Origin of the sequence: Sulfitobacter sp. CW3, from assembly GCF_019392245.1 — a bacterium.
Lineage (GTDB): Bacteria > Pseudomonadota > Alphaproteobacteria > Rhodobacterales > Rhodobacteraceae > Sulfitobacter.
This window is the reverse complement of sequence record NZ_JAHXRL010000006.1, coordinates 94378-121129: the sequence shown is the minus strand read 5'-3', so window position 1 is coordinate 121129 and position 26752 is coordinate 94378. Positions and strand designations below refer to the sequence as shown.

33 protein-coding genes are annotated in these 26752 nt (G+C 58.1%); 18 read left to right on the top strand and 15 right to left on the bottom strand.

All coding sequences use genetic code 11. The features are described from left to right. Positions 1-53 precede the first annotated feature (53 nt). The 4 genes from KZZ06_RS14620 to KZZ06_RS14605 form a co-directional block, all read right to left on the bottom strand. Positions 54-668 carry a hypothetical protein gene (locus tag KZZ06_RS14620; protein WP_219580958.1) on the bottom strand — a complete coding sequence of 205 codons (615 nt, stop codon included), beginning with the start codon at positions 666-668 and terminating at the stop codon, positions 54-56. A gap of 10 nt (positions 669-678) precedes the next feature. Continuing rightward, the gene (locus tag KZZ06_RS14615; RefSeq protein ID WP_219580855.1) at positions 679-1437 is read right to left on the bottom strand and encodes a carboxylesterase; all 759 of its coding nucleotides are present in this window, start codon (positions 1435-1437) and stop codon (positions 679-681) included. Further along, the gene (locus tag KZZ06_RS14610) at positions 1434-1667 is read right to left on the bottom strand and encodes a hypothetical protein (protein WP_219580854.1); all 234 of its coding nucleotides are present in this window, start codon (positions 1665-1667) and stop codon (positions 1434-1436) included. The genes KZZ06_RS14615 and KZZ06_RS14610 overlap by 4 nt, the downstream gene beginning before the upstream one ends. Positions 1668-1728: 61 nt before the next feature. Then, on the bottom strand, positions 1729-3009 hold the full coding sequence (locus KZZ06_RS14605; protein WP_219580957.1) for an MFS transporter: 1281 nt from the start codon (positions 3007-3009) through the stop codon (positions 1729-1731). Between the two features lie 180 nt (positions 3010-3189). Between KZZ06_RS14605 and thrS the strand changes: the two genes are divergently transcribed. The 5 genes from thrS to KZZ06_RS14580 all read left to right on the top strand — a co-directional run bounded on the left by thrS (position 3190) and on the right by KZZ06_RS14580 (position 7885). Beyond that, positions 3190-5136, top strand: coding sequence for a threonine--tRNA ligase (gene thrS, locus KZZ06_RS14600; RefSeq protein ID WP_219580853.1), 1947 nt, complete (start codon positions 3190-3192; stop codon positions 5134-5136). Between the two features lie 231 nt (positions 5137-5367). Continuing rightward, positions 5368-5670 carry a DUF2282 domain-containing protein gene (locus KZZ06_RS14595; RefSeq protein ID WP_219580852.1) on the top strand — a complete coding sequence of 101 codons (303 nt, stop codon included), beginning with the start codon at positions 5368-5370 and terminating at the stop codon, positions 5668-5670. 76 nt (positions 5671-5746) lie between these two features. Beyond that, positions 5747-6595 (top strand): DUF692 family multinuclear iron-containing protein, encoded by an 849-nt coding sequence (locus tag KZZ06_RS14590; RefSeq protein WP_219580851.1) that lies wholly within the window; start codon positions 5747-5749, stop codon positions 6593-6595. Beyond that, a complete protein-coding gene (locus tag KZZ06_RS14585) occupies positions 6592-7359 on the top strand; it encodes a DNA-binding domain-containing protein (RefSeq protein ID WP_219580850.1) in 768 nt (255 codons plus the stop codon). The genes KZZ06_RS14590 and KZZ06_RS14585 overlap by 4 nt, the downstream gene beginning before the upstream one ends. Further along, positions 7343-7885 carry a DoxX family membrane protein gene (locus tag KZZ06_RS14580; RefSeq protein ID WP_219580849.1) on the top strand — a complete coding sequence of 181 codons (543 nt, stop codon included), beginning with the start codon at positions 7343-7345 and terminating at the stop codon, positions 7883-7885. The genes KZZ06_RS14585 and KZZ06_RS14580 overlap by 17 nt, the downstream gene beginning before the upstream one ends. Here the strand turns inward: KZZ06_RS14580 and KZZ06_RS14575 are convergent. Then, a complete protein-coding gene (locus KZZ06_RS14575; RefSeq protein WP_219580848.1) occupies positions 7882-8196 on the bottom strand; it encodes an arsenate reductase family protein in 315 nt (104 codons plus the stop codon). The genes KZZ06_RS14580 and KZZ06_RS14575 overlap by 4 nt on opposite strands. 167 nt (positions 8197-8363) lie before the next feature. Between KZZ06_RS14575 and KZZ06_RS14570 the strand changes: the two genes are divergently transcribed. Beyond that, complete coding sequence (locus KZZ06_RS14570; protein ID WP_219580847.1) at positions 8364-8570, top strand: cold-shock protein; 207 nt, start codon at positions 8364-8366, stop codon at positions 8568-8570. Positions 8571-8624: 54 nt separating this feature from the next. On the opposite strand, the gene KZZ06_RS14565 is transcribed toward KZZ06_RS14570, so the two are convergent. The 3 genes from KZZ06_RS14565 to thyA all read right to left on the bottom strand — a co-directional run bounded on the left by KZZ06_RS14565 (position 8625) and on the right by thyA (position 10709). Then, positions 8625-8897 (bottom strand): hypothetical protein, encoded by a 273-nt coding sequence (locus KZZ06_RS14565; protein ID WP_219580846.1) that lies wholly within the window; start codon positions 8895-8897, stop codon positions 8625-8627. A 217-nt stretch (positions 8898-9114) separates the two neighbouring features. Beyond that, the gene (locus tag KZZ06_RS14560; protein WP_219580845.1) at positions 9115-9594 is read right to left on the bottom strand and encodes a dihydrofolate reductase; all 480 of its coding nucleotides are present in this window, start codon (positions 9592-9594) and stop codon (positions 9115-9117) included. Positions 9595-9812: 218 nt separating this feature from the next. After that, positions 9813-10709 (bottom strand): thymidylate synthase, encoded by an 897-nt coding sequence (gene thyA, locus KZZ06_RS14555; protein ID WP_219580844.1) that lies wholly within the window; start codon positions 10707-10709, stop codon positions 9813-9815. 427 nt (positions 10710-11136) lie between these two features. Here thyA and KZZ06_RS14550 point away from each other — a divergent pair, with 427 nt between their 5' ends. From KZZ06_RS14550 to KZZ06_RS14540, 3 genes are read left to right on the top strand one after another with little or no spacing between them, the layout of a single operon-like run. Beyond that, positions 11137-11571: a VOC family protein gene (locus KZZ06_RS14550; protein WP_219580843.1), complete on the top strand. Its 435-nt coding sequence runs from the start codon at positions 11137-11139 to the stop codon at positions 11569-11571. 5 nt (positions 11572-11576) lie between these two features. Beyond that, a complete protein-coding gene (locus KZZ06_RS14545) occupies positions 11577-12287 on the top strand; it encodes a DUF1194 domain-containing protein (protein WP_219580842.1) in 711 nt (236 codons plus the stop codon). Further along, positions 12284-12991 (top strand): DUF1194 domain-containing protein, encoded by a 708-nt coding sequence (locus tag KZZ06_RS14540; protein ID WP_219580841.1) that lies wholly within the window; start codon positions 12284-12286, stop codon positions 12989-12991. The genes KZZ06_RS14545 and KZZ06_RS14540 overlap by 4 nt, the downstream gene beginning before the upstream one ends. 6 nt (positions 12992-12997) lie before the next feature. Here KZZ06_RS14540 and KZZ06_RS14535 read toward each other — a convergent pair whose 3' ends face one another. The 4 genes from KZZ06_RS14535 to KZZ06_RS14520 all read right to left on the bottom strand — a co-directional run bounded on the left by KZZ06_RS14535 (position 12998) and on the right by KZZ06_RS14520 (position 15212). Further along, a complete protein-coding gene (locus tag KZZ06_RS14535; RefSeq protein ID WP_219580840.1) occupies positions 12998-13825 on the bottom strand; it encodes a PhzF family phenazine biosynthesis protein in 828 nt (275 codons plus the stop codon). Between the two features lie 116 nt (positions 13826-13941). Beyond that, positions 13942-14442 (bottom strand): MarR family winged helix-turn-helix transcriptional regulator, encoded by a 501-nt coding sequence (locus KZZ06_RS14530; protein ID WP_219580839.1) that lies wholly within the window; start codon positions 14440-14442, stop codon positions 13942-13944. A 112-nt stretch (positions 14443-14554) separates the two neighbouring features. Next, a complete protein-coding gene (locus KZZ06_RS14525) occupies positions 14555-14821 on the bottom strand; it encodes a succinate dehydrogenase assembly factor 2 (protein WP_219580838.1) in 267 nt (88 codons plus the stop codon). A gap of 1 nt (position 14822) precedes the next feature. Continuing rightward, on the bottom strand, positions 14823-15212 hold the full coding sequence (locus tag KZZ06_RS14520; RefSeq protein ID WP_219580837.1) for a helix-turn-helix domain-containing protein: 390 nt from the start codon (positions 15210-15212) through the stop codon (positions 14823-14825). 90 nt (positions 15213-15302) lie between these two features. On the opposite strand from KZZ06_RS14520, the gene KZZ06_RS14515 reads away from it, so the two are divergent. Continuing rightward, positions 15303-16505 carry a pyridoxal phosphate-dependent aminotransferase gene (locus tag KZZ06_RS14515; RefSeq protein ID WP_219580956.1) on the top strand — a complete coding sequence of 401 codons (1203 nt, stop codon included), beginning with the start codon at positions 15303-15305 and terminating at the stop codon, positions 16503-16505. Positions 16506-16600: 95 nt separating this feature from the next. Continuing rightward, positions 16601-16996 (top strand): hypothetical protein, encoded by a 396-nt coding sequence (locus KZZ06_RS14510; RefSeq protein ID WP_219580836.1) that lies wholly within the window; start codon positions 16601-16603, stop codon positions 16994-16996. Here KZZ06_RS14510 and KZZ06_RS14505 read toward each other — a convergent pair. Then, on the bottom strand, positions 16993-18375 hold the full coding sequence (locus KZZ06_RS14505; protein ID WP_219580835.1) for an MATE family efflux transporter: 1383 nt from the start codon (positions 18373-18375) through the stop codon (positions 16993-16995). The genes KZZ06_RS14510 and KZZ06_RS14505 overlap by 4 nt on opposite strands. Positions 18376-18417: 42 nt before the next feature. Beyond that, the gene (locus KZZ06_RS14500; protein WP_219580834.1) at positions 18418-18792 is read right to left on the bottom strand and encodes a DUF4260 domain-containing protein; all 375 of its coding nucleotides are present in this window, start codon (positions 18790-18792) and stop codon (positions 18418-18420) included. Between the two features lie 96 nt (positions 18793-18888). On the opposite strand from KZZ06_RS14500, the gene KZZ06_RS14495 reads away from it, so the two are divergent. The 6 genes from KZZ06_RS14495 to KZZ06_RS14470 all read left to right on the top strand — a co-directional run bounded on the left by KZZ06_RS14495 (position 18889) and on the right by KZZ06_RS14470 (position 25819). Next, positions 18889-19749: a LysR family transcriptional regulator gene (locus tag KZZ06_RS14495; protein WP_219580833.1), complete on the top strand. Its 861-nt coding sequence runs from the start codon at positions 18889-18891 to the stop codon at positions 19747-19749. Positions 19750-19829: 80 nt separating this feature from the next. Continuing rightward, positions 19830-20975 (top strand): alpha/beta fold hydrolase, encoded by a 1146-nt coding sequence (locus KZZ06_RS14490; protein WP_219580832.1) that lies wholly within the window; start codon positions 19830-19832, stop codon positions 20973-20975. Then, entirely contained in the window at positions 20972-21844 is an 873-nt protein-coding gene (locus KZZ06_RS14485) for an alpha/beta fold hydrolase (protein ID WP_219580831.1), read from the top strand. Before KZZ06_RS14490 ends, KZZ06_RS14485 begins: the two co-directional genes overlap by 4 nt. Positions 21845-22013: 169 nt before the next feature. Continuing rightward, entirely contained in the window at positions 22014-23975 is a 1962-nt protein-coding gene (locus KZZ06_RS14480; protein ID WP_219580830.1) for a type IIA DNA topoisomerase subunit B, read from the top strand. Further along, positions 23972-24685 carry a hypothetical protein gene (locus tag KZZ06_RS14475; protein ID WP_219580829.1) on the top strand — a complete coding sequence of 238 codons (714 nt, stop codon included), beginning with the start codon at positions 23972-23974 and terminating at the stop codon, positions 24683-24685. The genes KZZ06_RS14480 and KZZ06_RS14475 overlap by 4 nt, the downstream gene beginning before the upstream one ends. A gap of 453 nt (positions 24686-25138) precedes the next feature. Then, entirely contained in the window at positions 25139-25819 is a 681-nt protein-coding gene (locus KZZ06_RS14470) for a hypothetical protein (protein WP_219580828.1), read from the top strand. On the opposite strand, the gene KZZ06_RS14465 is transcribed toward KZZ06_RS14470, so the two are convergent. Continuing rightward, on the bottom strand, positions 25816-26220 hold the full coding sequence (locus KZZ06_RS14465) for a cytochrome c (RefSeq protein ID WP_257884374.1): 405 nt from the start codon (positions 26218-26220) through the stop codon (positions 25816-25818). The two genes, KZZ06_RS14470 and KZZ06_RS14465, sit on opposite strands and share 4 nt — an antisense overlap. A gap of 96 nt (positions 26221-26316) precedes the next feature. Between KZZ06_RS14465 and KZZ06_RS14460 the strand changes: the two genes are divergently transcribed. Continuing rightward, positions 26317-26751, top strand: coding sequence for a DMT family transporter (locus KZZ06_RS14460; RefSeq protein ID WP_219580827.1), 435 nt, complete (start codon positions 26317-26319; stop codon positions 26749-26751). Position 26752 lies beyond the last annotated feature (1 nt).

The following is a 26752-nucleotide window of genomic DNA, read 5'->3' as shown; positions in this document are numbered from 1 at the left end:
CCTATCAGCCCAAGGCTGCATTGCGCGTTTCAGCCGGATTGATGCGTAGATCATCATGGATAGGCAATGCCGCGCAAGGGCGGAAAATCGGCGTATCGCGCACGGCGCTGCGCTGCGTCCTCGGACGGGGTATGCCCCGTACGCAGCAACATGCCCTTGGGCGCAATATAGCTCGAGATCGTGCGCAAAGGCATGGGCCGCCAGACCAGATTGAACGCCGCCAGCTTGGGGAAAAACCACATCTCGGAATAGGGCAGATGATCATGCACCCACCACGCCAGATCGCGCCAGTCGCGGCCCTGATCATATTGATCGGCAAACCACGGGATCACAACAGACGCCCCCGCAATCGCCGCATCACCCGCGCCGCGATCCCAGATATGGCATTCGCCGGGGTTGTCGCTGGCGGCACAGTTCAGCTTGTTGGCGTTGCCGTAATCATTCAGCGTCCGCGACCGATACCCCGACCGCACCGCGACCCGGCCAAATGTTTCCTCAAGCGGGTCCAGCAGCGCGGTGCAAAATGCCCGCCCGTTTTCAATCGCCAGATCTGGGTCGTCGGGGATGTTGGGGATCCCGTGAAAGCCGCCAATCTCGGAATACAGAAAATCGCGCATATAGAAATGTTTCGACAGACGCACCCGCCCGACGGTTTCAAGGCTCCACATGCTGGCGGGTTTACGCATCCGCCGCCTTACTCAACACCTCTTGCACCGCCGCTTGCATCAGCCCCAAACAGCGGTCATCCGAAAAGCGGTGATCGGCGTCTTTGACCAGTTGCAACTGCATGTCCGGCCCCGTGGCATGCTCCAACAGCTTCACCGCTGTCGCGACGCTCACGGCTGTATCCGCTGTGCCCTGCAAGAACCGCACCGGAAACGGCAGGCCCAACGCGGACCGCAACACCAACTGCTTGCGCCCGTCCTCGATCATCCGCTTGGTGATGATGTACGGCTCCATATAATCCGATGGTAATTCAACGCGGCCCTCGGCTTCCAACTGCTGTTTTTGCGCGTCGGAAAAGCTGGCCCAATACCCGTCTTCGGTAAAATCGGGTGCCGCTGCGATGGTGACCAATCCGGCAATCCGGTCCGGTATCGGGCGACACAGCAAAAGCGACTGCCAGCCGCCCATGGACGACCCGACCGGCACGATCTTGCCCCTGGTCAACGCGGTCACGGCGGCCAGGCTGTCCTGCGCCCAATCGCCAATGCAGCCATCGGTGAAATCGCCCGAGGATTCGCCGTGGCCCGAATAATCAAAGCGCAAAAAGGCGCGCCCCTCGCGTCGGGCCCAATCCTCAAGAAACACGGCCTTGGTGCCTTGCATGTCGGATTTCAGCCCGCCCAGAAACACCACACAAGGCCCACGGCCATCGGTCAGATGATAGGCCAGCGTCCGCCCTTGCGGCGTCTTGAGGGTTTGCGCCACGGTCATCCGCCCAAATACGTGCCCTTGGAGGGGCGATAGAATATCTTTTGATTGTGCAGACGCCCCAGAAGATCGTCGATCTTTCGCAGGGATCCCACTGTCTCATCTGCGGGCAGCATCTCTTGGGTTCCGTTATAGACGTCAGCCGATAGATCACGCTTGGTGATGTGCAGGGCTGCCTCGATCAGGTCGATATCGCTGACTGTCAGCTCGAAAGTGCGGTTGTGTTTGGACATCTCGCCATCCTTTTGAATGCATGTACCATCCCCCATGTCATAAAAGCAGACGCGCCAACGTTCAATCCACTGCTTCGACCTCGCTTAGGCCAAAGGCCACAACAGCGGCCCCCACCGCCATAATTGCAAATAAAACCAGCGTTGCGTTTGGCCCGACCAGCGCCGCACCGCCGCCCGCAAATCCCGCGATCAACAACAAGACACCGATCACCGTGTTGGATACCGCCGCATAGGCCGACCGTTGGTCTTTGGGTGCCATATCAACCAGATAGGTCGACCGCCCCTGCCGCACACCGTGATAGGCGATCATCAGGATAAACAGCACCAGCGGCATCGCCCAGATTTGCGTGGCCAACCCCAGCAGGCTTAGCGCGACGGCCCCCAGCATCGCACAGGCCCCGACGATCCCGGTCAGCATCAACACCTTGCGGCTGGACTGGTCCGACAACCGTCCCCAGATATACGAGCTTAGGAATGACGCCAGCGCCGATGCCAGCACCAAAGCACCAAGCTGGCCAAGGGCGGATTGTTCCTCTCCCCCTGCAAGCACCACAAAGTAGGGCGGGGCCAAAGCGGTTGACGCCAACAACCCCCGCGCCAGAATAAAGCGGCGCAGGTTCGCATCTTGTTTTAGAATACTGAAATCGGCCTTCGCCGCATTGGAGGGGTCGCTTTTCATTTCATCCAACGTGGAAAACAGCAGCGCCGCCACCCCCCACAGGCAGGCGGCCAATGCGATGGCCGCGATGACAATGCCCGTGCTTTCAAACAGGCCCGACATCAGCAACAGCGCCAGGATTACAACGCCCACAGAGGATACTGACCCCGCCAGCCCGGTGATCGCCCCGCGCCGCGACTGGCCGACGGTCTTGCCCAAAATGTCCTTGTAGGAAACCGAGCAGGCGGCCCGCGACAACGCTAACCCGCCAAGGGCCGCACAAATGGCAAACCCGGCGGCAGACCCTTCCAACGTCAGGGCCGCCAGCACGATCAGCGCGGCGAATATGCCCTGCCCCGCGCTGCCCAACACCCACGCCCATTTACGCCGCTGCATCGCCTGCACCCAAGACGCAAGCAACATCTGCGGCAGCAACGCACCACTTTCACGGATCGGCACCAGCGCGCCCGCAAAAACGGCGGGTGCGCCCAACGACGTCAGCAGCCATGACAACATCAGTTTGGGGTCAATAAGCCCGTCCGCGACCTTGGTCATCGACAGGCTGGCAACATGGCGCAACGCGTTTGGCGCTTCGGCCTTTTGCGCGCCCTGCGTCAGATCGTCGGCGTCGCCCTGTGCCCCTGACAGTTTTTCAAAGGCCCTGCGCGCCAATCCGTCCTGCATCCTGTCATTTCCCACCGTGCTGATATTTTGCGTCGTCATTATGTCGCAACGCATAAGCCCGCAAAGAAGTTTCAAAACATGCCGCAGTTATTGACAACCCCGCCCCACGCAGCCATCTAACGCGGGCACATAACCCGCAACCGGGCGTCTCGTAGGCGCCAAACCGACGAGGAGGCCCAAATGGCCCAGATCACTCTCACCCTTCCCGATGGCAATGCACGGCACTACGACGCAGGTATCACTGCGGGCGAGGTTGCCAGCGACATCTCGAAATCCCTTGGCAAAAAGGCGATCAGTGCCACCGTGAACGGTGCGCATTTCGATCTGGCCTGGCCGATTGACGCAGATGCCAGCATCGCGATCCACACCATGGCCGACGAAGATCAGGCCAACGAACTGGTCCGCCACGACCTTGCCCACATCATGGCCCGCGCCGTTCAGGAAATCTGGCCCGACACCAAGGTCACCATCGGCCCGGTGATCAAGGACGGCTGGTACTATGACTTTGACCGCAAGGAACCCTTTACCCCCGAAGACCTTGGCGCGATCGAAAAGAAGATGAAGGAAATCATCAACGCCCGCGATCCGGTTCGTACCGAGGTTTGGGACCGTCCCCGCGCGATCAAGCATTACGAAGACCTGAACGAACCCTATAAGGTCGAACTGATCGAAAGCATCCCCGGCGATGAACCGCTGCGCATGTACTGGCATGGCGACTGGCAAGATTTGTGCCGTGGGCCCCACCTGCAACACACCGGCCAAGTGCCCGGCGACGCGTTCAAACTGATGTCCATCGCTGGTGCCTATTGGCGCGGCGACAGCGACCGTCCGATGTTGCAACGCATCTATGGCGTGGCATTCACCGGCAAGGAAAAGCTGCGCGCGCATCTGAACATGCTCGAAGAGGCCGCCAAACGCGACCATCGCAAGCTGGGCCGCGAGATGGACCTGTTCCACATGCAAGAAGAAGCCCCCGGTCAGGTGTTCTGGCACCCCAACGGCTGGCTGATCTATACCCAGTTGCAGGATTACATGCGCCGCAAACAACGCGCAGGCGGCTACGTCGAGGTGAACACCCCGCAGGTCGTTGACCGCAAACTGTGGGAAGCATCGGGCCACTGGGAAAAGTACCAAGAGCACATGTTCATCGTCGAAGTAGACGAAGAACACGCCCGCGAGAAATCAGTGAACGCGCTAAAACCGATGAACTGCCCCTGCCACGTGCAGATCTTTAACCAGGGTATGAAATCCTATCGCGACCTGCCGTTGCGCATGGCTGAATTCGGCTCGTGCAACCGCTATGAACCCTCGGGCGCGTTGCACGGCATCATGCGCGTACGCGGCTTTACCCAAGACGATGGTCACATCTTCTGCCGCGAGGACCAGATCGAGGAAGAGACCCTGATCTACATCGAATTCCTGTCCGCGATCTACAAAGACCTCGGATTCGAAAACTTTAAGGTCAAATTCTCGGACCGCCCCGAAACCCGTGCCGGATCGGACGAGGTATGGGACAAAGCCGAAGCAGCCCTGCTGTCTGCGACCCGCAAAGCCGGGATCGAGCCCGAGATCAACCCCGGCGAAGGTGCGTTCTATGGCCCGAAACTGGAATTCGTGCTGACCGACGCGATTGGCCGTGACTGGCAATGTGGCACCCATCAGGTTGATTTCGTGCTGCCCGAACGGCTGGACGCGACCTTTGTCGGGTCTGATGGTGCGAAACATCGCCCCGTCATGCTGCACCGCGCAACCTTAGGATCCTTTGAACGTTTCATCGGCATCCTGATCGAAGAACACGCAGGAAAGCTGCCGTTCTGGCTGGCCCCGCGTCAGGTCGTTGTGGCGTCCATCACCTCCGAGGCGGATGATTACGTGCGCGAGGTGATTGAAACCCTGACCGCCGCAGGTGTCCGCGCCGAGGCCGACATTCGCAACGAAAAGATCAACTATAAGGTCCGTGAACATTCGGTCGGCAAGGTGCCCGTTATCCTTGCTGTGGGTGCCCGCGAGGTCGAAGAGAAAACCGTATCTGTGCGCCGCCTTGGGGAAAAACAGACCTCTGTCCAATCCCTTGCCGATGTGGCCGCAGCCCTCAAGGTCGAGGCAACACCGCCCGATTTGCGCTAAAATTTTCTGTAACAAACCCATCCGGGCGGCAAAACATGCCCGCCCGGATGTGACAGTTTGTTTCAACGAAAAACCCGTTTTAGGTGTTTTTCTGCCAAATATTACAAAAAAACAGCGGTTTTCCTGACGTTCATGTGAGACACTTTGACGTGAATAGCTTTGTCGCATCAACATGGGCTTAACTAAGATACGAATACAAAACACCAACCAGACCATCAGGAGGAATACAAAATGTCCAACACAATGAAAACATTCGCCGTCGCCGGTGCCGTTGCCGCAGCCATGGCCGCCCACAGCACGCCTGCCGACGCTGCCGCAAAGGAAAAATGCTATGGTGTGGCGCTGGCCGGTGCCAATGATTGCGCCGCCGGTCCGGGTACAACATGCGCGGGTTCCTCCGTGACTGATTACCAAGGTAATTCTTGGAAACTGGTTGACGCAGGCACGTGCGAATCCATGGAACTGCCTGAAATGGCCGACGGTTCCGCGCGCAAAGGCTCGCTCGAAGCGCTCGATCGCGACCTGCCCGCATAAGTCTAAATCTGGCGCAGGCGGTGGCAATCGCCGCCTGCGTTTCTTACACTTGAACCCCCCAAAGGGAGCGCGCGTCATGCTGGACAGTCAACGCCGCTTTGACCGACTGCCCGCCAGCCCGGGGGTTGGCTATAAGCCCCAACATTTCAGTGACTTACAAGATGATCCCGGCCCTGTTGAATGGGTCGAGATCCACGCCGAAAACTATATGGGTGATGGTGGCCGCCCGCTTGCCCAGCTGCGTGCATTGTCGAAACGCTTTGCTCTCTCTGTTCATGGCGTGGGCCTAAGTATCGGGGGCGAAACCCCGCTGGACCGCGATCACCTTAACCGTTTGAAAAAGCTATGTGATTGGGCGCAGCCTGCCAGTTTTTCCGAACATCTTGCATGGTCGACCCATGGCGCTGAATTCCTGAACGATCTGCTGCCGCTGCCCTATACAGACGCAACATTGAACCGCGTCGCCAGCCACATCGGTCAGGTCCAAGACACCCTTGGCCGTCAGATGCTGCTCGAAAACCCGTCCAGCTATCTGGCCTTTGCTGAATCCACCCTGTCCGAGACCGATTTTCTGGCCGAACTGGTGCGCAAAACCGGATGCGGGCTGCTGCTGGACGTCAATAACGTCTTTATCTCGGCCACCAATCTTGGCCTGTCAGCACAGCAATATATAGATGCCTTTCCGCTGGCGCATGTCGGCGAAATCCATGTCGGCGGCCATGACGAAGACACCGATGATGCCGGTGCGCCCCTGCTGATCGATAGCCATGGCAAGCCGGTGGTTGATCCTGTCTGGGCCTTGCTGGATTATACACTTGCGCGGACCGGCCCCAAACCGGTGTTGGTCGAATGGGACAATGATGTGCCCGATTGGCCCACCCTGCGGGCCGAGGCACAGCGCGCCGCCCATGCACTGGCCCTATGACAGACCAGAATGATTTTCGCGCCGGGTTGCTTGACCCTTTGGCTTGCGTTCCGGACGGGCTTGAAGGCCCTGATGGTTCCGCCGCTGGCAAACGCTATGACGTCTACCGCAACAACGTCACCCATTCGCTGATCGCAGCATTGCAAACCGCATTTCCCTTGGTGCGCAAAATACTGGGCGGGCAAAGTTTCGACAGCCTCGCGCCGCTATATGTGCGGGCACACCCGCCGACATCGCCCTTGATGATGCATTACGGAAACGCCTTCCCCGCATTCCTCAAGCAGCTGCCACAGCTTGATAAATTCGGTTATCTACCTGATTGCGCGCGGCTTGATCTGGCGATGCGGGCATCCTACCACGCGGCCGATGCACCCGCGTTTGATCTGGGCGCATTTCAGCAGTTGCCGCAGGATGCGATGATGGCACAGACGCTCACGCGCGCCCCTTCAACACGGATATTAACCTCTTCTTGGCCTCTGTTTGATATCTGGCGTTTCAACATGGTCAAGGATGCGCCAAAGCCGCAAATGCAGCCCCAAGACGTGATCATCACAAGGGTCGAATTCGACCCGGAACCAAGGCTGTTGCCCCCCGGTGCCGCCGATTGGTTGCAGCATCTCGATCAGGGAAAAACCTTGGTTCAGGCGCATGATGCAACGGTCGTGCAAACCCCCGAATTTGATTTGGGTGCCGCATTAACCATCGCCTTTGCCAGCAACGCCTTTTGCGCAAATGAAGGGGCCGCAGATGCAACAAATTCTTAACGTCTACGACGGTGCCGCCGCACGACTGTTCCGCCAGGATTGGCTTCTGGCAACACTTGCACGGCTGGTGTTTGCGGCGGTCTTGGCCGTCTATTTTCTGAATTCCGGTGTGACCAAATTGGGGGACGGTGCCATCGGCGTACTGACTCCAAGTGCGGGTGCCTACATCCAGATTCTCCCGCAAGCCTTCGCAAATGCTGGCTATGACACCTCGGCCCTTGGCCTGTTCCACCACGCGGTGGTTATTGCGGGCATTGCCGCCGAATTCTTGCTGCCGGTGCTGATCGTGGCGGGGTTGTTCACCCGCTTCGCCGCTTTGGGCATGATCGGGTTTGTCGCCCTTCAATCGACGACCGACATCTTCGGGCACGGTCAATATGATGCTTTGGGTCGCTGGTTTGATCGCATCCCAGATGCCGCAATTCTGGACCAGCGCGCACTGTGGTTGCTGCTGCTGGTCACGCTTTTGGTCAAAGGTGCTGGGCCACTGTCTCTTGATAAACTATTGCTGATGCGCCGCCGCTAAACCGCAAGCGCGTCCTGAACCTGTTTGGTCCATCCCAGATAAAGCGTGCCGGCGTCGTCGATCAACGGCCGCTTCATCAACGCAGGATGCTGCGCGATCAACACCAGCGGATCGGCGTCCCGTTCATCCGCGTCCAACCCGCGCCACGTGGTCGACCGCGTGTTCAACAGCGCCGCGCCAAATTGCGCGAATGCCCGCTGCATCACGTCATCCGGCACGCCTTCTGCCCGCACATCGACCAATTGGGCCTCTGGCAACGCTTTGACAGTCTTGCGGCAGGTATCGCAGTTTTTCAGCCCATAAATGATCATATCTTGTCGTTTCCTTAAGATTTTCACCCGCGCAGCACGACTACACCGGGAATTTTCTTGATTTTTGCCTAAACCAGACGATGTTTTGATGTAGCTCAACCGATTAACCTTGGTTGCGCCTAAATACTACGGCACTGCGAACTACTCAACAGGAGGCACCGAAGGACATGCCAACAGGAACCGTTAAATGGTTTAACACGACCAAAGGGTATGGATTTATCGCACCAGAGGGCGGCGGCAACGATGTGTTTGTGCACATTTCAGCCGTTGAAGGATCGGGTTTGACCGGTCTTGCCGACAATCAGAAAGTTTCATTCGAATTGTCTGAAGGTCGCGATGGACGTCAAATGGCGACGGATCTCAGCCTTTTGTAAGGCAGTCGGCGATCTGTCAGCATCGGGCCTTTTACGCAAGTTTGGCTGCGGTACTTACCTGCAGCCTTTTTCGCCCGGAAAGCAGGAATACCGCGCCCAGCCGCGTCTCTGCTTGACCGGATGCGCCTTGACCTGCTGATAGGTCATGGTCTGGTTTGGCGTGCCGCAGCTGATAGCACCCTCCATGGTGACCGGCTGAAGACCGGCAGGACAATAATTCACATTAGAGGGGTATGGGTAAATCTTGGCTTCGGCTGAGACCTGAGCGGGTAGGCAGACCGCCCCCATCATGCCGAGTCCGGCGATCAGTGCTGTTGGAACACGCATATTACCCTCTCCTTCTTTCCGATTTAGGTCAATTTTGACCAGTGGCGGTCGCCAAGTCTACCCCTTTTAGGCCACAATCAAACCAACCCGATCGGCAAAGCATAGACTGCCATGCCCCAAGGTTACCCATGGGTGACTTTAAGGTACTGTTATCAATTGATTATTTATCATTACCCCACCGTACGGACGTAGGGTGGGTGCCAACTCACGCGCGGTTTTACCTCGCCCGCAAATACTCGCGTACGGTGCATCTTGGCTCTGTCTCGCGCAGCACACGGTCGTTCACGGCACGCCAGTTCGCTGGCTCGAAGGTCGGGAAAAACGTGTCGGCGTCCGGAATTTCGACGTCGACTTCGGAAATAAGCAACCTGTCGGCAAGCCCTAGCATCTCTTGGTAAATGCCGGCACCGCCAATGCCATAGACCCGATCATACCCCTGTTCGGACGCCAGCGCGATGCCATCTGCCACAGTTGGCACCACAATATCAGCGGCATCAGGACGGGAAGATACCACAATATTCAAACGCTTGGGCAGCGGCCTGAACGGAAGGCTATCCCATGTGTTGCGCCCCATGATCAGCGCGCCGCCAAGGGTTTCGCGCTGAAACGATTTCAGGTCTTCGGGCACCTGCCACGGAATGGTGCCGTCACGCCCGATGGCACCGTTTAACGCTTTGGCAACGATCAACGTGATCATGATCCGACACCTCCGTCTACGCGCGATTTCGCTTTGGAATGGCCTGCGCAATTTTGTGCGGCGTAAAGGCCGTAAATCTCCTGAGAACGCATCTGGTATCCTTTCTGAACGGGACGTGGATTTTCACGACACATAATGCCGAGGCACTGTTTTCTGGCTACGCGTTTCGGGTTGCGGGTTCTGATGCCAAGCGCAGCGGCCAGATGCCGGACACAAGCCTATACCGCGACGTCGGCCTTGATTGCGGGGTGCGGGTCGTAACCTTCGACCTCGAAATCCTCGAACCGGTAGTCGTCAATGCTGTCCGCGTGGCGCAAAAGCTTCATTTTCGGCAACGGGCGCGGATCCCTCGAGAGTTGCTCGCGTGCCTGATCAAGATGGTTGAGATACAAATGGACGTCACCGCCGACCCAGACCAGTTCGCCGGGGCGCAAGCCCGCTTGTTGTGCCAGCATCAGTTGCAGCGCGGTCGCGCCCACATAGTTGAATGCAGCGCCAAGCAGCAGGTCGACAGACCGCTGGAATAACAAGCAGTTAAGACGCCCGTCAGAGGTCACGTGATACTGATAGACCATGTGACACGGTGGCAAAGCCATGGAGCCAAGCTCGGCCACGTTCCAGCCGTGAAAAAGCATGCGTCGGCTGCTAGGGTTCTCGCGCAGCGTCTTTACCAGATCGGCAATCTGGTCATGCTCGCGACCGTCCGAGCCAAGCCAGCGCCGCCACTGTTTGCCATATACTGGGCCCAGTTCGCCCCAACGTGCGGCGAAAGCATCGTCTTCAACGATCCGTTGTTCGAAGTCTGGTTGCGAGATATCTTGGCCTGTCTCGCGGCGGTAGGCGGCCAGCGGCCAGTCGGACCAGATGCGCACATTTTCACGCAGCAGGGGTTGGATGTTGGTACCGCCGGTCAGAAACCAAAGCATCTCTTTTACGGCGGTTTTCCAATAAACACGCTTGGTCGTCAGGATCGGCACAGTGCCGTCAGACAGATCAAAGCGCACCATGGCCCCGAAAATCGACCGCGTGCCCACACCCGTCCGATCGATACGTTCGTCCCCTTTTTCAAGAACTTGTGAAAGAAGGTCGAGGTACTGGTGTTCTGGATGCCGCATACTCATCCCTCCTGCTGTATAGATCGTCGTCTGCCCAAGACTAAAAGAACCCCGCAGGTACATCCAGAGCCATCATTCATTTAAAATAGCTGTGAACACCTTGGGCAGTGCTGCACTGGCAATTATACGACTGCACCACTGTTTGCACCCCATAATATAGCGCCGTTCGGGCGCGCACTGCCATATGTGGTGTTGATCTTGGGGTCGCCCCTGTGGGAAGGATGCCCCCGGGGCCGCGTAAAACCAACCGTTTTCGCGTCGCATTTGACGGTAGGTTTTGACACGCGCGGCTTTGCCCCTAAATTCACGATCAAAGCGGGCAAGGCGCATTCAAACGCCCCCCGTTTTGAGACAAGAAATCCAGGACTGCGCATTGGGATAAAACCCCTGATCCATTGTCCGCCAGAGACCAGAAAGAAGGACCCCCATGCCGATCAAATATCTTCACACGATGGTGCGCGTTAAGGACTTGGAAAAATCCATGGCCTTTTATGAACTTCTTGGCCTGCAAGAGCGCCGCCGCATGGACCACGAAGGCGGGCGGTTTACGCTGGTGTATCTATGCGCGCCCGGTCAGGACGATGGCCATGCGGATCTTGAGCTGACCTATAACTGGGATGGCGATGATGCGCTGCCCGATGACAGCCGCCATTTCGGGCATCTCGCCTATACGGTCGAAAACATTTATGACACCTGCAAAATGCTGCAAGACAACGGCATCGTGATCAACCGCCCCCCGCGTGACGGGCGCATGGCGTTTATCCGGTCCCCCGACAATATCTCGATCGAGTTGCTACAAGAAGGCGACGCGCTGGAACCGGCGGAACCTTGGACAAGCATGGAAAACATCGGTCACTGGTAAACACGATGTTCCGGGTCGCGTCCTTGGCCACCGCGTTGCTGGTTTGCCCTGTCGCTGTTGCAGCGGCGGGGTGTCGGCTGGCGTTGGTTTTGGCCATGGACGTGTCCAGTTCTGTTGATGCCGCTGAGGACCGTTTGCAACGCGGTGGCATGGCGTCAGCGCTGGTGTCGGACGCGGTGGCACGGGCGTTTTTCGCCAGTGATTTGCCGGTGGCGCTGGCGGTTTACGAATGGTCGGGCCGCTATAATCAACAGCTGATTTTGGATTGGACGTTGATTGGCACGCTGGATGATTTGCTGCGCGCAGCCGAAACGGTGGCCCGCAGCAAACGCAGCCACAATGATTTCCCCACGGCGATGGGTTACGGGCTGGGCTATGGCGCGGGTCTGCTGGAACGCGCGCCGAGCTGTTTATACAAGACGCTGGATATGGCGGGCGATGGTCAAAACAACGAAGGCTTCGGGCCGCAGCATGCCTATGCTGCCTTTCCGTTTGAGGGGGTCACGGTGAACGGGTTGGTGGTGAACGCTGCCGACTACGAGGCCGAGGTCGGATTGATCGCATTTTACCGCGCCGAGGTGTTGCACGGGCCGGGCGCGTTTCTGGTCGTCGCCAACGGGTTCGAGGATTACGAGCGGGCCATGCGGATCAAGCTGGAACGCGAGCTGACGCCCCCCGCGATTGGCATGCTGACCGCGCCGGTGGATGCGGGATGATCAGGGTGCTGGCCTGTGTATTGGCGCTTGGGTTTGCCGGGATGGCGGATGCGGCGTGCCGTCAGGCGCTGGCGCTAGGGTTGGATGTGTCGGGGTCAGTCGATGCGCAGGAGTATCGCTTGCAGATCAACGGCTTGGCGGCTGCGCTGGATAATGTGGCGGTGCGTGATGCACTGTTGTCTGCGCCGGGCGTGCCGGTTTCCGTCATGGTGTACGAGTGGAGCGGCCCGTCAGATCAGGCGGTGATTGCCCCTTGGACGGCGATTGTGGATGCGGCCACGTTGAACGGATTTATCGAGACCTTGCTGCAAACCGCGCGGCGCGATGTGTCGCCGGGTACGGCTTTGGGTACGGCGATGATCTTGGGCGGGCAGTATCTGGATCAACAGCCCGACTGCTGGAAACGGACCTTGGATATCTCCGGCGATGGGATGTCGAACCTCGGCCCCCGCCCTCGCGATGTGAAAGACGCGATTGGCGCGCGGGGGATTACCGTGAATGCGTTGGTGATCGGCGCAGTTGCCGGTGCGCCACCTCAGCCGGAAAATGGCGGGTTGCCCTCGTATTTCAAGGCCGAGGTGATCACGGGGCCGGATGCCTTTGTGGAAACGGCATTGGGTTTTGACGCGTACGAAGCCGCAATGACCCGTAAATTGCTGCGCGAGTTAGAGATGTTGGCGGTGTCAGAGCTGGTCCCCGACTAAAACCGGCTAGATTTGGCGCACCTCGCCTGACACGCGGATGGATGCGCCTTTTTCATCGGGGATTTCAGCGGTAATGATGGATTTCGCGCCCATGTCCTCGCCTTGGATGATGGTGATTTTGCCGCCATGCGGCCATGAGATATCACGTAGGTATCCGGAAAACGCAGCGGCAGCCGCCCCGGTTGCGGGGTCTTCCAGTACGCCGCCAGAGGCAAACGCGTTGCGCACGTGGAAAAGCTGATCGTTTTCGACCCAGACCAACATGATTGTGACAAGGCCATGTTCACGCATCAGATCGCGCCCGGCTGCCAGATCATAGGACATCGCGGCCAATCTATCGCGGCTGTTCAGCGCAAGGATAAGATGTGTGGCCCCTGCCCCGGCAAAGGTGGGGGTAAAGCGGGGGTCAAGATCATCTGCCCCGAGCCCTAGCAAGGCGCATGCTGCGGCGGCTAATTCGGGTGCTGCGGGAGTGCTGTGCGTTGCGGGGGATTGCAGTGCCGCGCGCATCTGACCGTTTTCGCTATACCCTTCGACAGTGATCGTCGTCTCGTTCAGGACCAGCGTGTAGACGCCATTGCCATGCTGGGCAGCAAGTGCCGCGCCCAAGGCCACTGTGGCATGTCCGCAAAAGGGGACTTCGCTCTCGGGGGAGAAATACCGCACGCGCCAGGCATCATCTTGTGGACTGGCAAAGGCTGTTTCGGAATATCCCAGATCCGCTGCGATCTGGCGCATCTCTTGGTCCGAGGGATGCTGCGGCGCGATCACCACACCGGCAGGGTTGCCCCCTTTGTTATCGGTGGAAAAGGAGGCGAGACGAAGCGGTTGCATAATATGATCCCCAAAAAATGAATAGCGGGATCATGTGTGAGTAAATTGGGGAGGTCCAGAAGTATGGCCCCGAAACGGCTATGACGATTTGACCGCCATACCATCACGATCATTGATCAGTAGATATATCTGATCTGGTCTGACCAATACCGTTCGACCCGTTTCAACGAATGGGTGATGTCTTCGATGCCTTCGGGGCCCAACACACCTTTGCTTTCCAACCCGATGGCGTGGCGCGCAAATAGTTCAGATACGATGGTGCTGACATTGCGGCCCTTTTCCGTGAGGCGCACCCGCACCGAACGGCGGTCAATCTCGCAACGCTGGTGGTGCATGTACCCCATATCGACCAGCTTTTTCAGGTTATAGCTGACGTTGCTGCCCTGATAATACCCGCGTGTTTTCAATTCGCCGGCGGTCACTTCGTTGTCGCCGATGTTGAACAGCAGCAACGCCTGCACCGCATTGATTTCAAGCGCGCCCACCCTTTCAAATTCATCTTTGATCACATCCAGCAAAAGCCTGTGCAATCGTTCCACAAGGCTGAGCGCCTCGAGGTAGCCGACCATAAACCCTTTTTGGGATCCCGGCAGGGTGATTTGATCTTGGACACTCATATCTCTCTCCGACAAAAACTGCTTTGTCGGAAACTCAACAAAAAAGAGAAATATATCGTTAAACCAGTTACATGCTTATTTCGAATGCAATTTAATAGCTTAACCCATCGGCCTAAAGCGGGTTATCCGCGATATGCGTCTTGATATCAGCGATCAATGCAGCGAATTCTGCGGGCGGTGTCTTTTGCCCCGTAACCCATTGATACAAATCATGATCATTCTCGGCCAGCATGTCGTCATACAGCGCCAGCGCCGCATCATCCATGGTTTCCAACCGGGTGGACGCATAAGACGGCAGAATCAAATCCATCTCTTTTATCCCGCGCCGCATGGAACGCATGTGCAGACGTTTGATCTTGTGTTCGCGCAGTTCCGCCATTTTATGTGCCCCGTAGTGAGTTGCGCAGGCGCTTTTCAAGGCGTCCCAACTGCTCTGCCCGTTTAAGCATATCGGTGCGCAGATCGCGCAACTCATTCAGCACGTCCATGGCGCTTTCATCTGCGGAGGGGCCTTCTTCGGGCGCATCGAGGCCTTCGCCTTCGCCGTTGATCAGCCACATCATCGACACACCCAGAACCCCCGCCAAAGTGGCAAGACGGTTGGCGCGCGGTTCTGACAGGTCGTCCTCCCAGCCGCGCAGGGTCGATTGTTTTACGCCCAGCCGTTTGGCCAGTGCGACCTGTGTCATCTGGGCATTTTCACGTGCCGCAGCGACGCGATCCCCAAAGGTGGCCACGTCCGGGCCGTACCAATCTGTGTTCTCGTTCATTGGTTCTCTCCTGTATGGCACCGTTGTTGCTTGATCGGTGCGGGGGTCAGCCCTATGAGTGTCACGCACACATATCAAACTGAGGCCGAAATGGAACTGCTGTCCAAGACTCTTGCCCGCGTAAAACCGTCCCCCACCATTGCTGTGACCCAAAAAGCGGCCGAACTGAAGGCCGCTGGCCGTGATGTCATCGGTCTGGGTGCCGGTGAGCCGGATTTTGACACGCCCATCAATATCCAAGAGGCAGGGATTGCCGCGATCAAGGCTGGCAAAACGAAATACACGGCCGTCGATGGCATTCCTGAATTAAAGCAAGCGATTTGCGAAAAATTCAAACGGGACAACGGGTTGGACTACGTTCCTGCGCAGATCACCGTGGGCACAGGCGGCAAGCAGGTGTTGTATAACGCGTTCATGGCCACCTTGAACCCCGGCGAAGAAGTCGTGATTCCCGCGCCCTATTGGGTCAGCTATCCCGATATGGTTTTGCTGGCCGGCGGAGAGCCCGTCATTGCGCCTGCAACTCTTGAGAACAACTTCAAGCTGACGGCCGAAGCGCTGGAAGCGGCGATCACCCCCAAGACCAAGTGGTTCATTTTCAACTCGCCGTCGAACCCGACAGGTGCGGGCTATAGCTGGGACGAGCTAAAGGCGCTGACCGATGTGTTGATGCGTCACCCCCATGTCTGGGTGCTGACCGACGATATGTACGAACATCTGGCCTATGATGATTTCAAATTCTGCACCCCTGCGCAGGTGGAGCCGGCCTTGTATGACCGCACCTTGACGATGAACGGTGTGTCCAAGGCCTATGCCATGACCGGCTGGCGGATCGGCTATGCTGCGGGTCCGGAAAAATTGATCGGGGCGATACGGAAAATTCAGTCGCAATCGACGTCGAACCCCTGTTCGATCAGCCAATGGGCTGCTGTCGAGGCCTTGAACGGTCCGCAGGATTTCATCCCCGAGAACAACAAGATGTTCGTGCGCCGCCGTGATCTGGTAGTAGATATGCTGAACGAGATCGACGGAATGATCTGCCCCAAGCCAGAGGGCGCATTTTATGTCTATCCGTCGATCAAGGGGCTGATTGGCAAAACATCGGCGGCGGGCACCAAGATCACCGACGACGAGGTTTTCGCGACTGCATTGCTTGAGGAAACCGGTGTGGCGGTGGTGTTTGGCGCGGCCTTTGGGCTTAGCCCGAACTTTCGCATCAGCTATGCCACCTCGGATGCGGCGCTCAAGGAAGCCTGCACGCGGATACAAGGGTTTTGCGCGGGGCTGACCTAGCCCCACGCCAGCCAACCCTGCCCCCCGTAAGGTATTCATTTGTTAGCCCTTCGGTGGGTATGGGGGTGCCAACGCCAGACAAAAGGACCACTGAGATGACAACCGAATTGCCAGAATACTATTTCCGCGTCCGGGACAACGGCGCAGCGGTGTTTCGGATCGATACGGCGAACCGTCAGCGCCGGATCGAAATGGACCAGATCGCCGTGGCAAATATTCGCAATGGCGAGATCAAGCCCCAAGGTGACAGGGAATTATCAGATACGGATATCGCGCATATCCGGGCGTGGATGGAAGAACGCGCCGCATTGGTGGCGCAGCGCGATATGGACGATATCCACCGCGCGATTGATTATCTGAACCTGACCACCCAGTGGGTGCAATCCAAGGCCAGCGACGAACAGCTGGAAGAGGTCACCGATGCGTTGTTGCTGGCCATGCATGATCTGCGCAGCACGCTGGTGCGCAAAAAATCAGCCCGGATGCCCTAGGTCTGCACAGTAGCACCCGCGCGGGCCTTGCGCAGGCCCCGCATCGCAGGGCCCCAAAACCGCAGGTTCAGCAAAATAGCGGCCACGCCTAGGCCAACGACCAGCCCCAGCCAGACGCCAATGCCGTCCAGCCCCAAGGTGAAGCCCAGCAGATAGGATGCGGGGATACCCACCACCCAATAGCTGATACCGGCAAGGATCATCGGTATCTTGGTATCCTGCACGCCGCGCAGCAACCCAAGGGCCACGGCCTGCGCCCCATCCACAAGCTGGAACAGCGCCGCCATCGCCAAAAGCCCGGTGCCCACGACCAGGATTTGGGCACGCGCCGGTTCGGATTTCTGCATGAACAGATCAATCAGCGGTTCCGGCCAGGCCACAAAGGCGACAATCGTCAGGGCGGCAATACAGATAGACATTGCCGTGCCCGTGATCGCGCCCTTGGCCAGATGTTCAGGGTCGCGGCGGCCATAGGCGTTGCCCGCGCGGATTGTGGCGACGTTGCTGATGCCCAGATGCACCATGAATGTCATTGATGCCAGTTGCAGGGCGATCCCGTGTGCGGCCAGCGCCACGGTGCCAAGCCAGCCCATCATCACAGCAGAGGCGGCAAACAAACCGACCTCACTTAGGCCAGTAAAGCCGATGGGCAGGCCCAGACGGAACACCCGCGCCAGCATATCCCAGTCGGGACGCCACAGGCGCACGAAAATCTGATGCTCTGGCAAGGCCTTGAGGACATAGAAAACCACCGCCAGCAACGCCACGGAATTCGAGGCAAGCGATGCAAGTGCAGCACCGCGAATACCCAGTTCAGGCGCGCCCCAATTGCCAAAGATAAAGGCGTAATTCGCCAGAACATTCGCGATGGCGGACACGATGGTGATCCAGAAAACCACTTGGGTCCGTTCCAACGCCGCCAGATAGCTTTTGAGGACCATAACCAGCAGCGCGGGGATAATACCCCATCCGGCAATCGCCAGATATTGGCCGACCATCTCGGCCAGCGCCGGTTCCTGCCCCATCAGCGCCATCACCGGACGCGACCAGATCATCAACGGCAGTGACAGACAGGCAAAGCCCAGCGACAGCCACAGCCCCATGCGGGTGGCGCGGCGCAGACTGGTTTCATCGCCCTCGGCCTCGAACGCGGCGACCATGGGCATCACGCCCCACGCAAAGCCAGACCCGAAAATCAGCAGAACAAAGAAATAGGTGCTGGCAAGGGTGACAGCGGCCAAGGCCTCTACGCTGTACCACCCCATCATCACCGTGTCCGTCACACCGATGGCCACCTGTCCCAGATGGCCACCAACCAGTGGAAGCCCCATCACCGCAATTGCGCGGGCGTGGCCGATATATGTCATGTTTGAAGTCATGTTGCATGACATAGGCCAGCAACCACACAAGGGAAAGAGATTCTAAATCCGGCCCAGATGGGTGGATTTAAACGTATCCGGATATTTCAGCCCATATCCCAATGCGCGGTCGGCACCGATGTGAACGCCCCAGATCAGGCCGATCGCCATGGCCGTTTCGCTGGCAGCCCACTGCCCCACCGCCATCAGGACCAGCGGCGCGATATAGCTATGGGCAAGGTTGTACCAGAATGCCCCCACACGTGGTCCGCGCAAATACCCGATCATCGCCAGATCGGGGGCGAGAATCAGCACCGCAAACAGCAGCCAGCTGAACCCGTGCTGCGCATACAGACCGATGCCGGCTATGGCGATCAGCGCCCCTTCGCTTTGCAAAATATATCGAATGGCAAAATGTGGTTTGGGATCGCCCTGCATGTCACATATCCTTTGTTGATGTTTCTGCCTCAGCATTCCCATATGCCCCAGCTGAAATAAATTGGTCAAAAGCGTACAGTCAGCTATCATAATTTGATGAGCAGCTTGTTCTCCTCTCTTGATGTGATCCCCAGTTTTCATGCGGTGATGACCCACGGCAGCCTGTCTGCGGCCGCACGGCAATTGGGCTTGGCGCATCCCACGGTGCGCCGCCATATCGAAACATTGGAGGATGAGCTGGGCGTACAACTGTTCACACGCTCGGCCAACGGGCTGACCCCGACACAAATGGCGCATAGCCTGATACCAGCCGCTGCGTCCGTGCTTGAGGAAGCCGGAGCCTTGCGCCGCATCGCGTCGGGCAACAAAGACGCGGTGGCGGGGACCGTTCGGATCACCTGTAGCCGGGTGTTGGCGGGGTTTGTACTGCCCGACATTCTGGGCCGGATCACCCGCGATGCGCAGGATCTACGGTTCGAGCTGGTGGGCACCGACAGCACGGAGAACCTGCTGCGGCGGGCGGCGGATATCGGGGTGCGGTTTGTGCAGCCCACCCAGCAGGCGTTAATTGCAAAACGTCTGCCGGACGTCGAGCTGGGGCTGTTTGCCGCGCCATCGCTGCCCCTGTCCGACCGCCCGATCGAGGATCTGCCGTTTATCGCGGACGACCGTGAAAACCGGATGCTGCCGGCCATGGCAGCCGCGGGTATGCCTGAACCGCGTAACATCATTTTGCGCAGCGATGATCCCTTGGTTCAGATCGCACATCTGCGCGCGGGGGTAGGCGTCGGCATATGTCAGGTCAAACTGGCCGCGCGTCTGGGACTGGTGCGGGTGTCCCCCGAGACGCGGCACATGATGCCTTGTTGGTTGATTGTTCACGAGGATCAGGCGCGGTTGCGCCGTATTGCCTATACTTTTGACGCGTTAAAAACCCATCTGCCCCACCTAATTTAACCGCCCACCTTCTTGCCTATCGCAACATCGCTTGTCACAGTATTCCCGCCGTAGTAGTGGGTCTAACTAAAGGGGGCACTGTGCATAACCGTATTGATATCGTGCGTCCTGATGCGCCCAGTCTGGCGGCGCGAGGGCAGCATCCGGTTGGGGTCACCACCCACGATATCACCATCTATGCTGGCCGGACATTGACGACGGAAATCTGGTATCCGGCCCGTGCGGATACAGAGCCCGGCATCGGCTATGACACATTGATCCGCGACGGGGTAACCCCGACGATTTTGCACGGCTCTGCCTGCCGCAATGCCCGGCCCGCCCAAGGGATCGCACCGCTGATCGTTATCTCTCACGGGTATCCCGGTAACCGGTATTTGCTGGCACATCTGGCGGAAAGCCTTGCCGCCAAGGGGTATGTCGTGGCCGCCCCCGATCATGCGGGCAGCACCTATCAGGACCAGCAACCGTTTGAGGTCACATTGGTACACCGGCCGCTGGACCAGCGCGGTGTGATTGATGGAATGGCAGAGCTGGGCGGCGAGTTGGGCGCGTTGGTCAATTGCGAAAAGGTCGGGCTGATCGGGTATTCGATGGGCGGCTATGGCGCGTTGATCATGGGGGGTGCCGGGCTGGCGGCGACGGCGTTGAACCACACGCGGGCGGGGTCGGGCAATATGTTGTCGCGGCATCTGGCAGGGTCGGACACCCATGCAGCCCTGCGTGATCCACGGCTAAAGGCAATCATGCCCATCGGCCCATGGGGCAACGGCCAGAGCATGTGGGATGCACCAGGTCTGGCGCAGCTGGACACGCCGATGTTTATGATCGCTGGCACGTCGGACGAGGTATCGAACTATCGCGCGATGCGCCGCATCTTTGAGAGGGCAAGCGCGGACCGCTATTTGCTGAGTTTTCAAGGCGCGGGTCATAATGCCGCCGCTCCTATTCCGGCCCCTGCAGAAAGCTGGGCCATGTCGGATGTGCTGGGCTGGCCCCCGTTTCTGCACTATGCAGATCCCGTGTGGGATACATCGCGCATGAACAACATCGCGCAGCATTTCGCCGCCGCCTTTATGGGGATACATTTACGCGGCGAGGATATGCTCCCCTATCTTGACGGCACGACATGGCGGGGATTTGACCCCGGCACGTCAGTTGGTATCGTGCTAGAGTATATGCCCGCGCCACAGCGAAGCATCACCGCGGGCGGAGAGAATATCAGATGACAGCCGATTGGACCGAGACAGTTACGCTGAACGGGCATCCGTTTTTCGTGCGCCACTGGGGCAACAAAAACGCGCCGAAGCTATTGATGTTGCACGGATTTCCAGAACACTCAGGGGCTTGGGATGATCTTGCCCCCTTGTTGGCCACGCGGTTTCATTGCATTGCACCCGACCAGCGCGGCTATGGCCAAAGCTGGCGACCGGCAGAGGTTGAACACTATAAAACAGCGCAACTGGTGTCGGATATGGCCGCGTTGATCGGCGATGAACCGGTGATCTTGCTGGGCCATGACTGGGGCGCATCCGTGGCCTATGCGCTGACGATCGGGCGGCCTGAACTGGTGTCAAAACTGATCATTATGAACGGCGTCCACCCGGCGCCGTTCCAGCGCGAACTTGCCAAAGGCGGGCCACAAACCGACGCGTCGCAATACATCCATTTCCTGCGCCGCGAAGGATCAGAAGACATTCTGGCCGCCGATGATTTTGCCAAGCTGATGGGGCTGTTTTCGGCGCATATGGATATGGATTGGCTGCAGGGCGAGACGCTTGCGGGCTACAAAGCCGCCTGGCGCGATGCGTCGGGCCTGCGCGGGATGGTGAACTGGTACCGCGCGTCCCCGTTGAAAATCGGCCAGACTGGCGAAGCAATCAGCGACGCGCTGACCTTTGATCCCGAGCGGTTGCAAGTGCGCTGCCCGCATCTGCTGGTTTGGGGGCAAGACGACACCGCACTGATGCCCGCATCGACCCAAGGGCTTGAGGAATACGCCCCGGACCTGACCCGTGTTGCCATCGAGGGCGCGGACCACTGGCTGCACCATCAAAAGCCGCGCGAGGTTGCAGAGGCCATTTTGAACTGGCTGTGAAACCGGCTGCAAGCCAGACCACCATTCCCTGCGCGCCTTATCAGCCCACCAGAACCTGTGCCACAAGGCCGGAAAACGCATACCCGCGACATCATCCACCCTTCCCCCGCCTTGCGGGCTCTGGCATAGTAGGACCCTAACAAAAGCAATAGACAGGCAGGCCCCCCTTATGTCCGATCTTCTTTCCGGTGCGCAGCCCACGGCCAAGGAATATGATGCTTCATCCATCGAGGTGCTCGAGGATATGGAGCACGTCCGCCTGCGCCCCGGTATGTATATCGGGGGCAAGGACGACCGCGCATTGCATCACATGGTCGCTGAAATCGTCGATAACTCGATGGACGAAGCCGTTGCAGGCCACGCCACCTGGATCGAACTTGAGCTGCACGAGAACGGCCATGTCACCGTGCGCGACAACGGGCGCGGCATTCCGATTGACCCGCACCCCAAAGACCCCAGCAAATCCGCGCTCGAGATCATCTTTTGTACCCTGAACGCAGGCGGCAAATTCTCAGGCGATTCGTACGAGACATCGGGCGGTCTGCACGGTGTGGGGTCATCCGTTGTGAACGCGCTGTCCGACCACCTGCGGGTCGAAGTGGCGCGTAACCGTGAATTGTTCGCGATGGAATTTTCGCGCGGCAAACCCCAAGGGCCACTGGCCAAGATCGGTGCTGCCCCAAATCGGCGCGGCACGGCGGTGACCTTTCACCCCGATCCCGAAATCTTTGGCGCGCTGAAACTGAAACCTGCGCGGCTGTTCGCGATGGCGCGGTCCAAGGCCTATCTGTTTTCCGGCGTCGAAATCCGCTGGAAATGCGGACAGACCGATGGCGACACCCCGACCGAAGCGACGTTCCACTTTCCCGGCGGTCTGTCCGATTACCTGAACGAAACTCTAAGCGGATCAACCACCTATGCCGAAGCCCCCTTTGGCGGCACCGTGGATTTCCGCGAGAAATTCAACGCACCGGGCAAGGTCGAATGGGCGATCAACTGGACGCCGTCGCGCGACGGGTTCATCCAGTCTTACTGTAACACCATCCCCACCCCCGAAGGCGGCACCCACGAGGCCGGTTTCTGGTCTGCGATCCTGAAAGGCGTCAAGGCATACGGCGAACTGGTCGGCAATAAAAAGGCCGGCACCATCACCCGCGACGACCTGATCACAGGCGGCTGCGCGCTGGTGTCGTGTTTCATCCGCGAGCCTGAATTCGTGGGCCAGACCAAAGACCGGCTGGCCACTGTTGACGCGCAACGCATGGTGGAAAACGCCGTGCGTGACCACTTTGACAACTGGCTGGCGGCCGACACAAAATCCGCCGGTGCGATCCTTGATTTCCTTGTGCTACGGGCCGAGGAACGCCTGCGCCGCCGTCAGGAAAAGGAAACCGCCCGCAAGACTGCGACCAAAAAGCTGCGGCTGCCCGGCAAGCTAACGGATTGTACCTCCAAAACCCGCGAAGGCACCGAATTGTTCATCGTGGAAGGGGATTCGGCTGGCGGATCGGGCAAAGGCGCACGCAACCGTGTGAACCAAGCGCTGCTGCCGCTGAAGGGTAAGATCCTGAACGTGCTGGGTGCCGCATCGGGCAAGCTGAACACCAACGCCGAGATCAGCGATCTATGCGAGGCGCTTGGCGTCGGGATGGGCAGCGAATTCGTGCTGGACGATCTGCGCTATGATAAAATTATCATCATGACCGATGCGGATGTCGACGGCGCGCATATCGCGGCGCTGCTGATGACGTTCTTTTACACCCAAATGCGCCCGATGATCGACGCAGGCCATTTGTACCTCGCCTGCCCGCCGCTGTACCGTCTGACCCAAGGGGCCAAACGCGTCTATGTATCCGATGACGCGGAAAAGGACCTGTGGCTGGAAAAAGGTCTGGGCGGTAAAGGCAAGATCGACCTGCAACGGTTCAAAGGCTTGGGCGAGATGGACGCGAAGGATTTGAAAGAAACCACAATGGACCCCGCCACCCGCAAACTGATCCGCGTGACAGTGCAGGAAGACGTGCCCGGCGAGACCGGCGATCTGGTGGAACGTCTGATGGGGAAAAAGCCCGAACTGCGCTATCAGTATATTCAGGATAACGCGCAGTTTGTGGAGGAGTTGGATGTTTGAGTGACAAAGAACAACATATTTTAGCCAAGCGGGGACTGGCAGCGACTTGGATCTATTTGATCATTCTTATTGGCGGCGTTCCGCTACTAGGAACTCTTGGCGCGATTGAAATTAAGCCAATCTCGTTGAACGAACTTGGGGATTTACTTGCTGGGGCGTTTGGGCCGCTCGCAATTTTCTGGATTGTCCTTGGCTTTTTTCAACAGGGACGGGAATTGCAAAATAGTGTAGCGACTCTTGAATTGCAGGCAAAGGAGCTTGCCAACTCCGTGACCCAGCAGAAAGAGCTAGTTTCGGTCACACGTGAGACCCTAGAACAAGAACGGCAAGTACTTAGTTTCAAGGAAAATCAACGTAAAAAGGCTCTGCAGCCAACGCTTCAGATTAGTTTTCAAAACAGCGGTTCTTCCGGTCAAAATAGATTCGTTCACGATCTCAGAATTGTAAATACCGGTGAAAGTGTATCAAATTTTTCAGCAAACTTAGTTTCTGGGACTGAGAAGATTTGCTCTATTTCAGCCGTCCATTTCAAAAATGATGGTACTCTTGATAGCCGCCATTATGGCAAGATCGAGAAATTCGACGGAATCTTGGATCTAGTGATTGAATACACCGATAGGGATGGTGAAATAACGGGTCAACTTTACGGTATTAAATATGTGGAGCAAAGTGATCGCGCGAAGTATGTCATCACCTTACGAGAAACCTGAATATATTATTAAATAGAACTCATTAGTGACCGCAAATTTTTGAGTGCTGTATCAAATAATACCACGTCGACACGACGACACCCCACAAACCACATCCCTGACCGTATCCCATGCGCCTTTGGCGCATAGCCCCTTCCATGTGCTTCGCACGTTCGCGGCAATGCCGCTCATCCCCATGGGGAAGGGGCTTCGACGGAACAGAGGTTGGGGAATGGACGTCGTCACATCCAATAATTATCCGGTTTGTGGGGTGATGGGGCTTTGGTGGGTTGCACCCACCCTACGTAGGGTGGGTGCAACCCACGCGTACCCGACCACCGCGTAACCCGACCTCCACCCAAACCCACGCGTACCCGACCTCCAAGCGCGCACCCACGCACACAACCACACACCTCCCCCATCACCGCAAAAATTCCCCTTGATCGCCGCCCCGCTTTCACCCACGGTTTGCGCATGAAACGCGCGCTGATCCTCCTGTTGCTCCTTGCCTCTTGCGGGCGTCCGTTGACGGATAATGAATCGGCATTTGCCCATAGCCTGACCGGCGATACGCTGAATGTCGCGCGGGTGCGGCTGCATGATGGGGCCCCGTCCAAGGCGGTTACCATGACCCGCAAGGCGCGCCCGCGCACCACGTGCCGCGAACGTATTCTGCCCCCCGAAAAGGTGGGCGAAGTCATCACGACCAAGCCCGCTGCGATGGCCGCGTTCAACACCGTGCTGTTCGACAAAGATTGGTATCTGGACGATTATCTGCCTGACTATCCGGACCAGATCGGCCTTATTGAAACGATGGTGTTCAGCCACGAGCTGACCCATGTGTGGCAATGGCAAAACCGCGCGACGACGGGGTATTCCCCGCTGCGTGCGGCGTTTGAACATGGCGGAATGGCAGACCCCTATCTGTTTGATCTGCAAGCAAAACCGCAGTTCCACGACTTTGGCTTTGAACAACAGGGTGCCATCGTCGAGGAATTCGTCTGTTGCCGTGCGCTTGCCCCGCAAGCGCCGCGTACCAAGCGGTTGCATGCGCTGATTTCGCAGGTCATGCCCGTCGCCCCCCTGCCCCAAAGCCGCGCCTATGCGGTGCGTATGCCGTGGGACGGGGTCGAATTGCGCGGGATTTGCGACTAGCGCTGGATGCTTTCCAGATAGACCAACAGCCCTGCCAGCACGCGCGGTGTAGGGGTCCATGCGCCATCAAGTTCGACAGGCACCAGATCCAGCGCCATTTCCTTGCCAAAGTCGGGCATGACGCGGGTCAGGTGGTTTTCCTGCGGATCGCCATAGATATAGGCCAGCGTTTTGGTTTGCGGGAACCGGCCGTCATTGTTGCGCGACAACAGGGTCAGGTCAGGCGGCGTGGTGGTCAGGTTCCCGGCCAAGGGGCCATCGCCGCGTGCGGATGTGCCATGGCATGCCGTACAGTTATCGGCAAAAAACGCCGCGCCCTCGGGCCGTTCTGGCATGCCGGTTTCAACGCAGGCTGCAAGGGCCAGCGGGCCAAACATGATCGACATCAGGGGCAAACGCATTTTTGTTTCCTTTTCATAGCAATGACTAAGCCTTGCTGTTCATCTGATGCTTTGCCATGATCTGTGTCAAATGGATAGAATAAATTGAGAATTCCCATGGCCTACTATGCGATCATTATGCTTTTGGCCGGGGTCGGCATTCCAATTCTCGCGGGGCTGAATGCGGCTTTGGGGGCGCGTATCGGATCGCCCGCGGCGGCGGCGACGGTGCTGTTTATCGTGGCATTCGTGGCCAGTCTGATCGTCGCGCTCGTTCACAATCCGCAAGGGTTTGCCAAGATGCCCGCAGCGCCCCGACATTTGTTTCTGGCCGGGCTGTTCGTCGCGTTTTACGTGCTGTCGATCACGTTTATCGCGCCGCATTTTGGCGTCGGCAATGCCGTGTTCTATGTTTTGCTGGGCCAGTTGATCAGCGCCGCAGCGATTGATCATTTCGGGCTGTTCGGGGCGCAGGTATCGCCCTTGGGGGCTGCGCGCATGGGGGGCATTGCGCTGATGTGTGCCGGTGTCTGGCTGACCCAGCAGGCATAGC

Excerpts from the sequence above, each read along its gene's own strand:
- KZZ06_RS14580 (WP_219580849.1), top strand. The coding sequence starts at position 7,343 with ATGCAACAAATTCTTAACGTCTACGACGGTGCCGCCGCACGACTGTTC.
- KZZ06_RS14585 (WP_219580850.1), top strand. The coding sequence starts at position 6,592 with ATGACAGACCAGAATGATTTTCGCGCCGGGTTGCTTGACCCTTTGGCT.
- KZZ06_RS14615 (WP_219580855.1), bottom strand. The coding sequence starts at position 1,437 with ATGACCGTGGCGCAAACCCTCAAGACGCCGCAAGGGCGGACGCTGGCC.
- KZZ06_RS14530 (WP_219580839.1), bottom strand. The coding sequence starts at position 14,442 with ATGAGTGTCCAAGATCAAATCACCCTGCCGGGATCCCAAAAAGGGTTT.
- KZZ06_RS14535 (WP_219580840.1), bottom strand. The coding sequence starts at position 13,825 with ATGCAACCGCTTCGTCTCGCCTCCTTTTCCACCGATAACAAAGGGGGC.
- KZZ06_RS14565 (WP_219580846.1), bottom strand. The coding sequence starts at position 8,897 with ATGCGTGTTCCAACAGCACTGATCGCCGGACTCGGCATGATGGGGGCG.
- KZZ06_RS14510 (WP_219580836.1), top strand. The coding sequence starts at position 16,601 with ATGACAACCGAATTGCCAGAATACTATTTCCGCGTCCGGGACAACGGC.
- KZZ06_RS14610 (WP_219580854.1), bottom strand. The coding sequence starts at position 1,667 with ATGTCCAAACACAACCGCACTTTCGAGCTGACAGTCAGCGATATCGAC.
- thrS (WP_219580853.1), top strand. The coding sequence starts at position 3,190 with ATGGCCCAGATCACTCTCACCCTTCCCGATGGCAATGCACGGCACTAC.
- KZZ06_RS14575 (WP_219580848.1), bottom strand. The coding sequence starts at position 8,196 with ATGATCATTTATGGGCTGAAAAACTGCGATACCTGCCGCAAGACTGTC.
- thyA (WP_219580844.1), bottom strand. The coding sequence starts at position 10,709 with ATGCGGCATCCAGAACACCAGTACCTCGACCTTCTTTCACAAGTTCTT.
- KZZ06_RS14500 (WP_219580834.1), bottom strand. The coding sequence starts at position 18,792 with ATGCAGGGCGATCCCAAACCACATTTTGCCATTCGATATATTTTGCAA.
- KZZ06_RS14540 (WP_219580841.1), top strand. The coding sequence starts at position 12,284 with ATGATCAGGGTGCTGGCCTGTGTATTGGCGCTTGGGTTTGCCGGGATG.
- KZZ06_RS14470 (WP_219580828.1), top strand. The coding sequence starts at position 25,139 with ATGAAACGCGCGCTGATCCTCCTGTTGCTCCTTGCCTCTTGCGGGCGT.
- KZZ06_RS14590 (WP_219580851.1), top strand. The coding sequence starts at position 5,747 with ATGCTGGACAGTCAACGCCGCTTTGACCGACTGCCCGCCAGCCCGGGG.
- KZZ06_RS14485 (WP_219580831.1), top strand. The coding sequence starts at position 20,972 with ATGACAGCCGATTGGACCGAGACAGTTACGCTGAACGGGCATCCGTTT.
- KZZ06_RS14545 (WP_219580842.1), top strand. The coding sequence starts at position 11,577 with ATGTTCCGGGTCGCGTCCTTGGCCACCGCGTTGCTGGTTTGCCCTGTC.
- KZZ06_RS14515 (WP_219580956.1), top strand. The coding sequence starts at position 15,303 with ATGGAACTGCTGTCCAAGACTCTTGCCCGCGTAAAACCGTCCCCCACC.
- KZZ06_RS14480 (WP_219580830.1), top strand. The coding sequence starts at position 22,014 with ATGTCCGATCTTCTTTCCGGTGCGCAGCCCACGGCCAAGGAATATGAT.
- KZZ06_RS14595 (WP_219580852.1), top strand. The coding sequence starts at position 5,368 with ATGTCCAACACAATGAAAACATTCGCCGTCGCCGGTGCCGTTGCCGCA.
- KZZ06_RS14620 (WP_219580958.1), bottom strand. The coding sequence starts at position 668 with ATGTGGAGCCTTGAAACCGTCGGGCGGGTGCGTCTGTCGAAACATTTC.
- KZZ06_RS14550 (WP_219580843.1), top strand. The coding sequence starts at position 11,137 with ATGCCGATCAAATATCTTCACACGATGGTGCGCGTTAAGGACTTGGAA.
- KZZ06_RS14560 (WP_219580845.1), bottom strand. The coding sequence starts at position 9,594 with ATGATCACGTTGATCGTTGCCAAAGCGTTAAACGGTGCCATCGGGCGT.
- KZZ06_RS14570 (WP_219580847.1), top strand. The coding sequence starts at position 8,364 with ATGCCAACAGGAACCGTTAAATGGTTTAACACGACCAAAGGGTATGGA.
- KZZ06_RS14495 (WP_219580833.1), top strand. The coding sequence starts at position 18,889 with ATGAGCAGCTTGTTCTCCTCTCTTGATGTGATCCCCAGTTTTCATGCG.
- KZZ06_RS14605 (WP_219580957.1), bottom strand. The coding sequence starts at position 3,009 with ATGCAGGACGGATTGGCGCGCAGGGCCTTTGAAAAACTGTCAGGGGCA.
- KZZ06_RS14525 (WP_219580838.1), bottom strand. The coding sequence starts at position 14,821 with ATGGCGGAACTGCGCGAACACAAGATCAAACGTCTGCACATGCGTTCC.
- KZZ06_RS14460 (WP_219580827.1), top strand. The coding sequence starts at position 26,317 with ATGGCCTACTATGCGATCATTATGCTTTTGGCCGGGGTCGGCATTCCA.
- KZZ06_RS14505 (WP_219580835.1), bottom strand. The coding sequence starts at position 18,375 with ATGACTTCAAACATGACATATATCGGCCACGCCCGCGCAATTGCGGTG.
- KZZ06_RS14520 (WP_219580837.1), bottom strand. The coding sequence starts at position 15,212 with ATGAACGAGAACACAGATTGGTACGGCCCGGACGTGGCCACCTTTGGG.
- KZZ06_RS14465 (WP_257884374.1), bottom strand. The coding sequence starts at position 26,220 with ATGCGTTTGCCCCTGATGTCGATCATGTTTGGCCCGCTGGCCCTTGCA.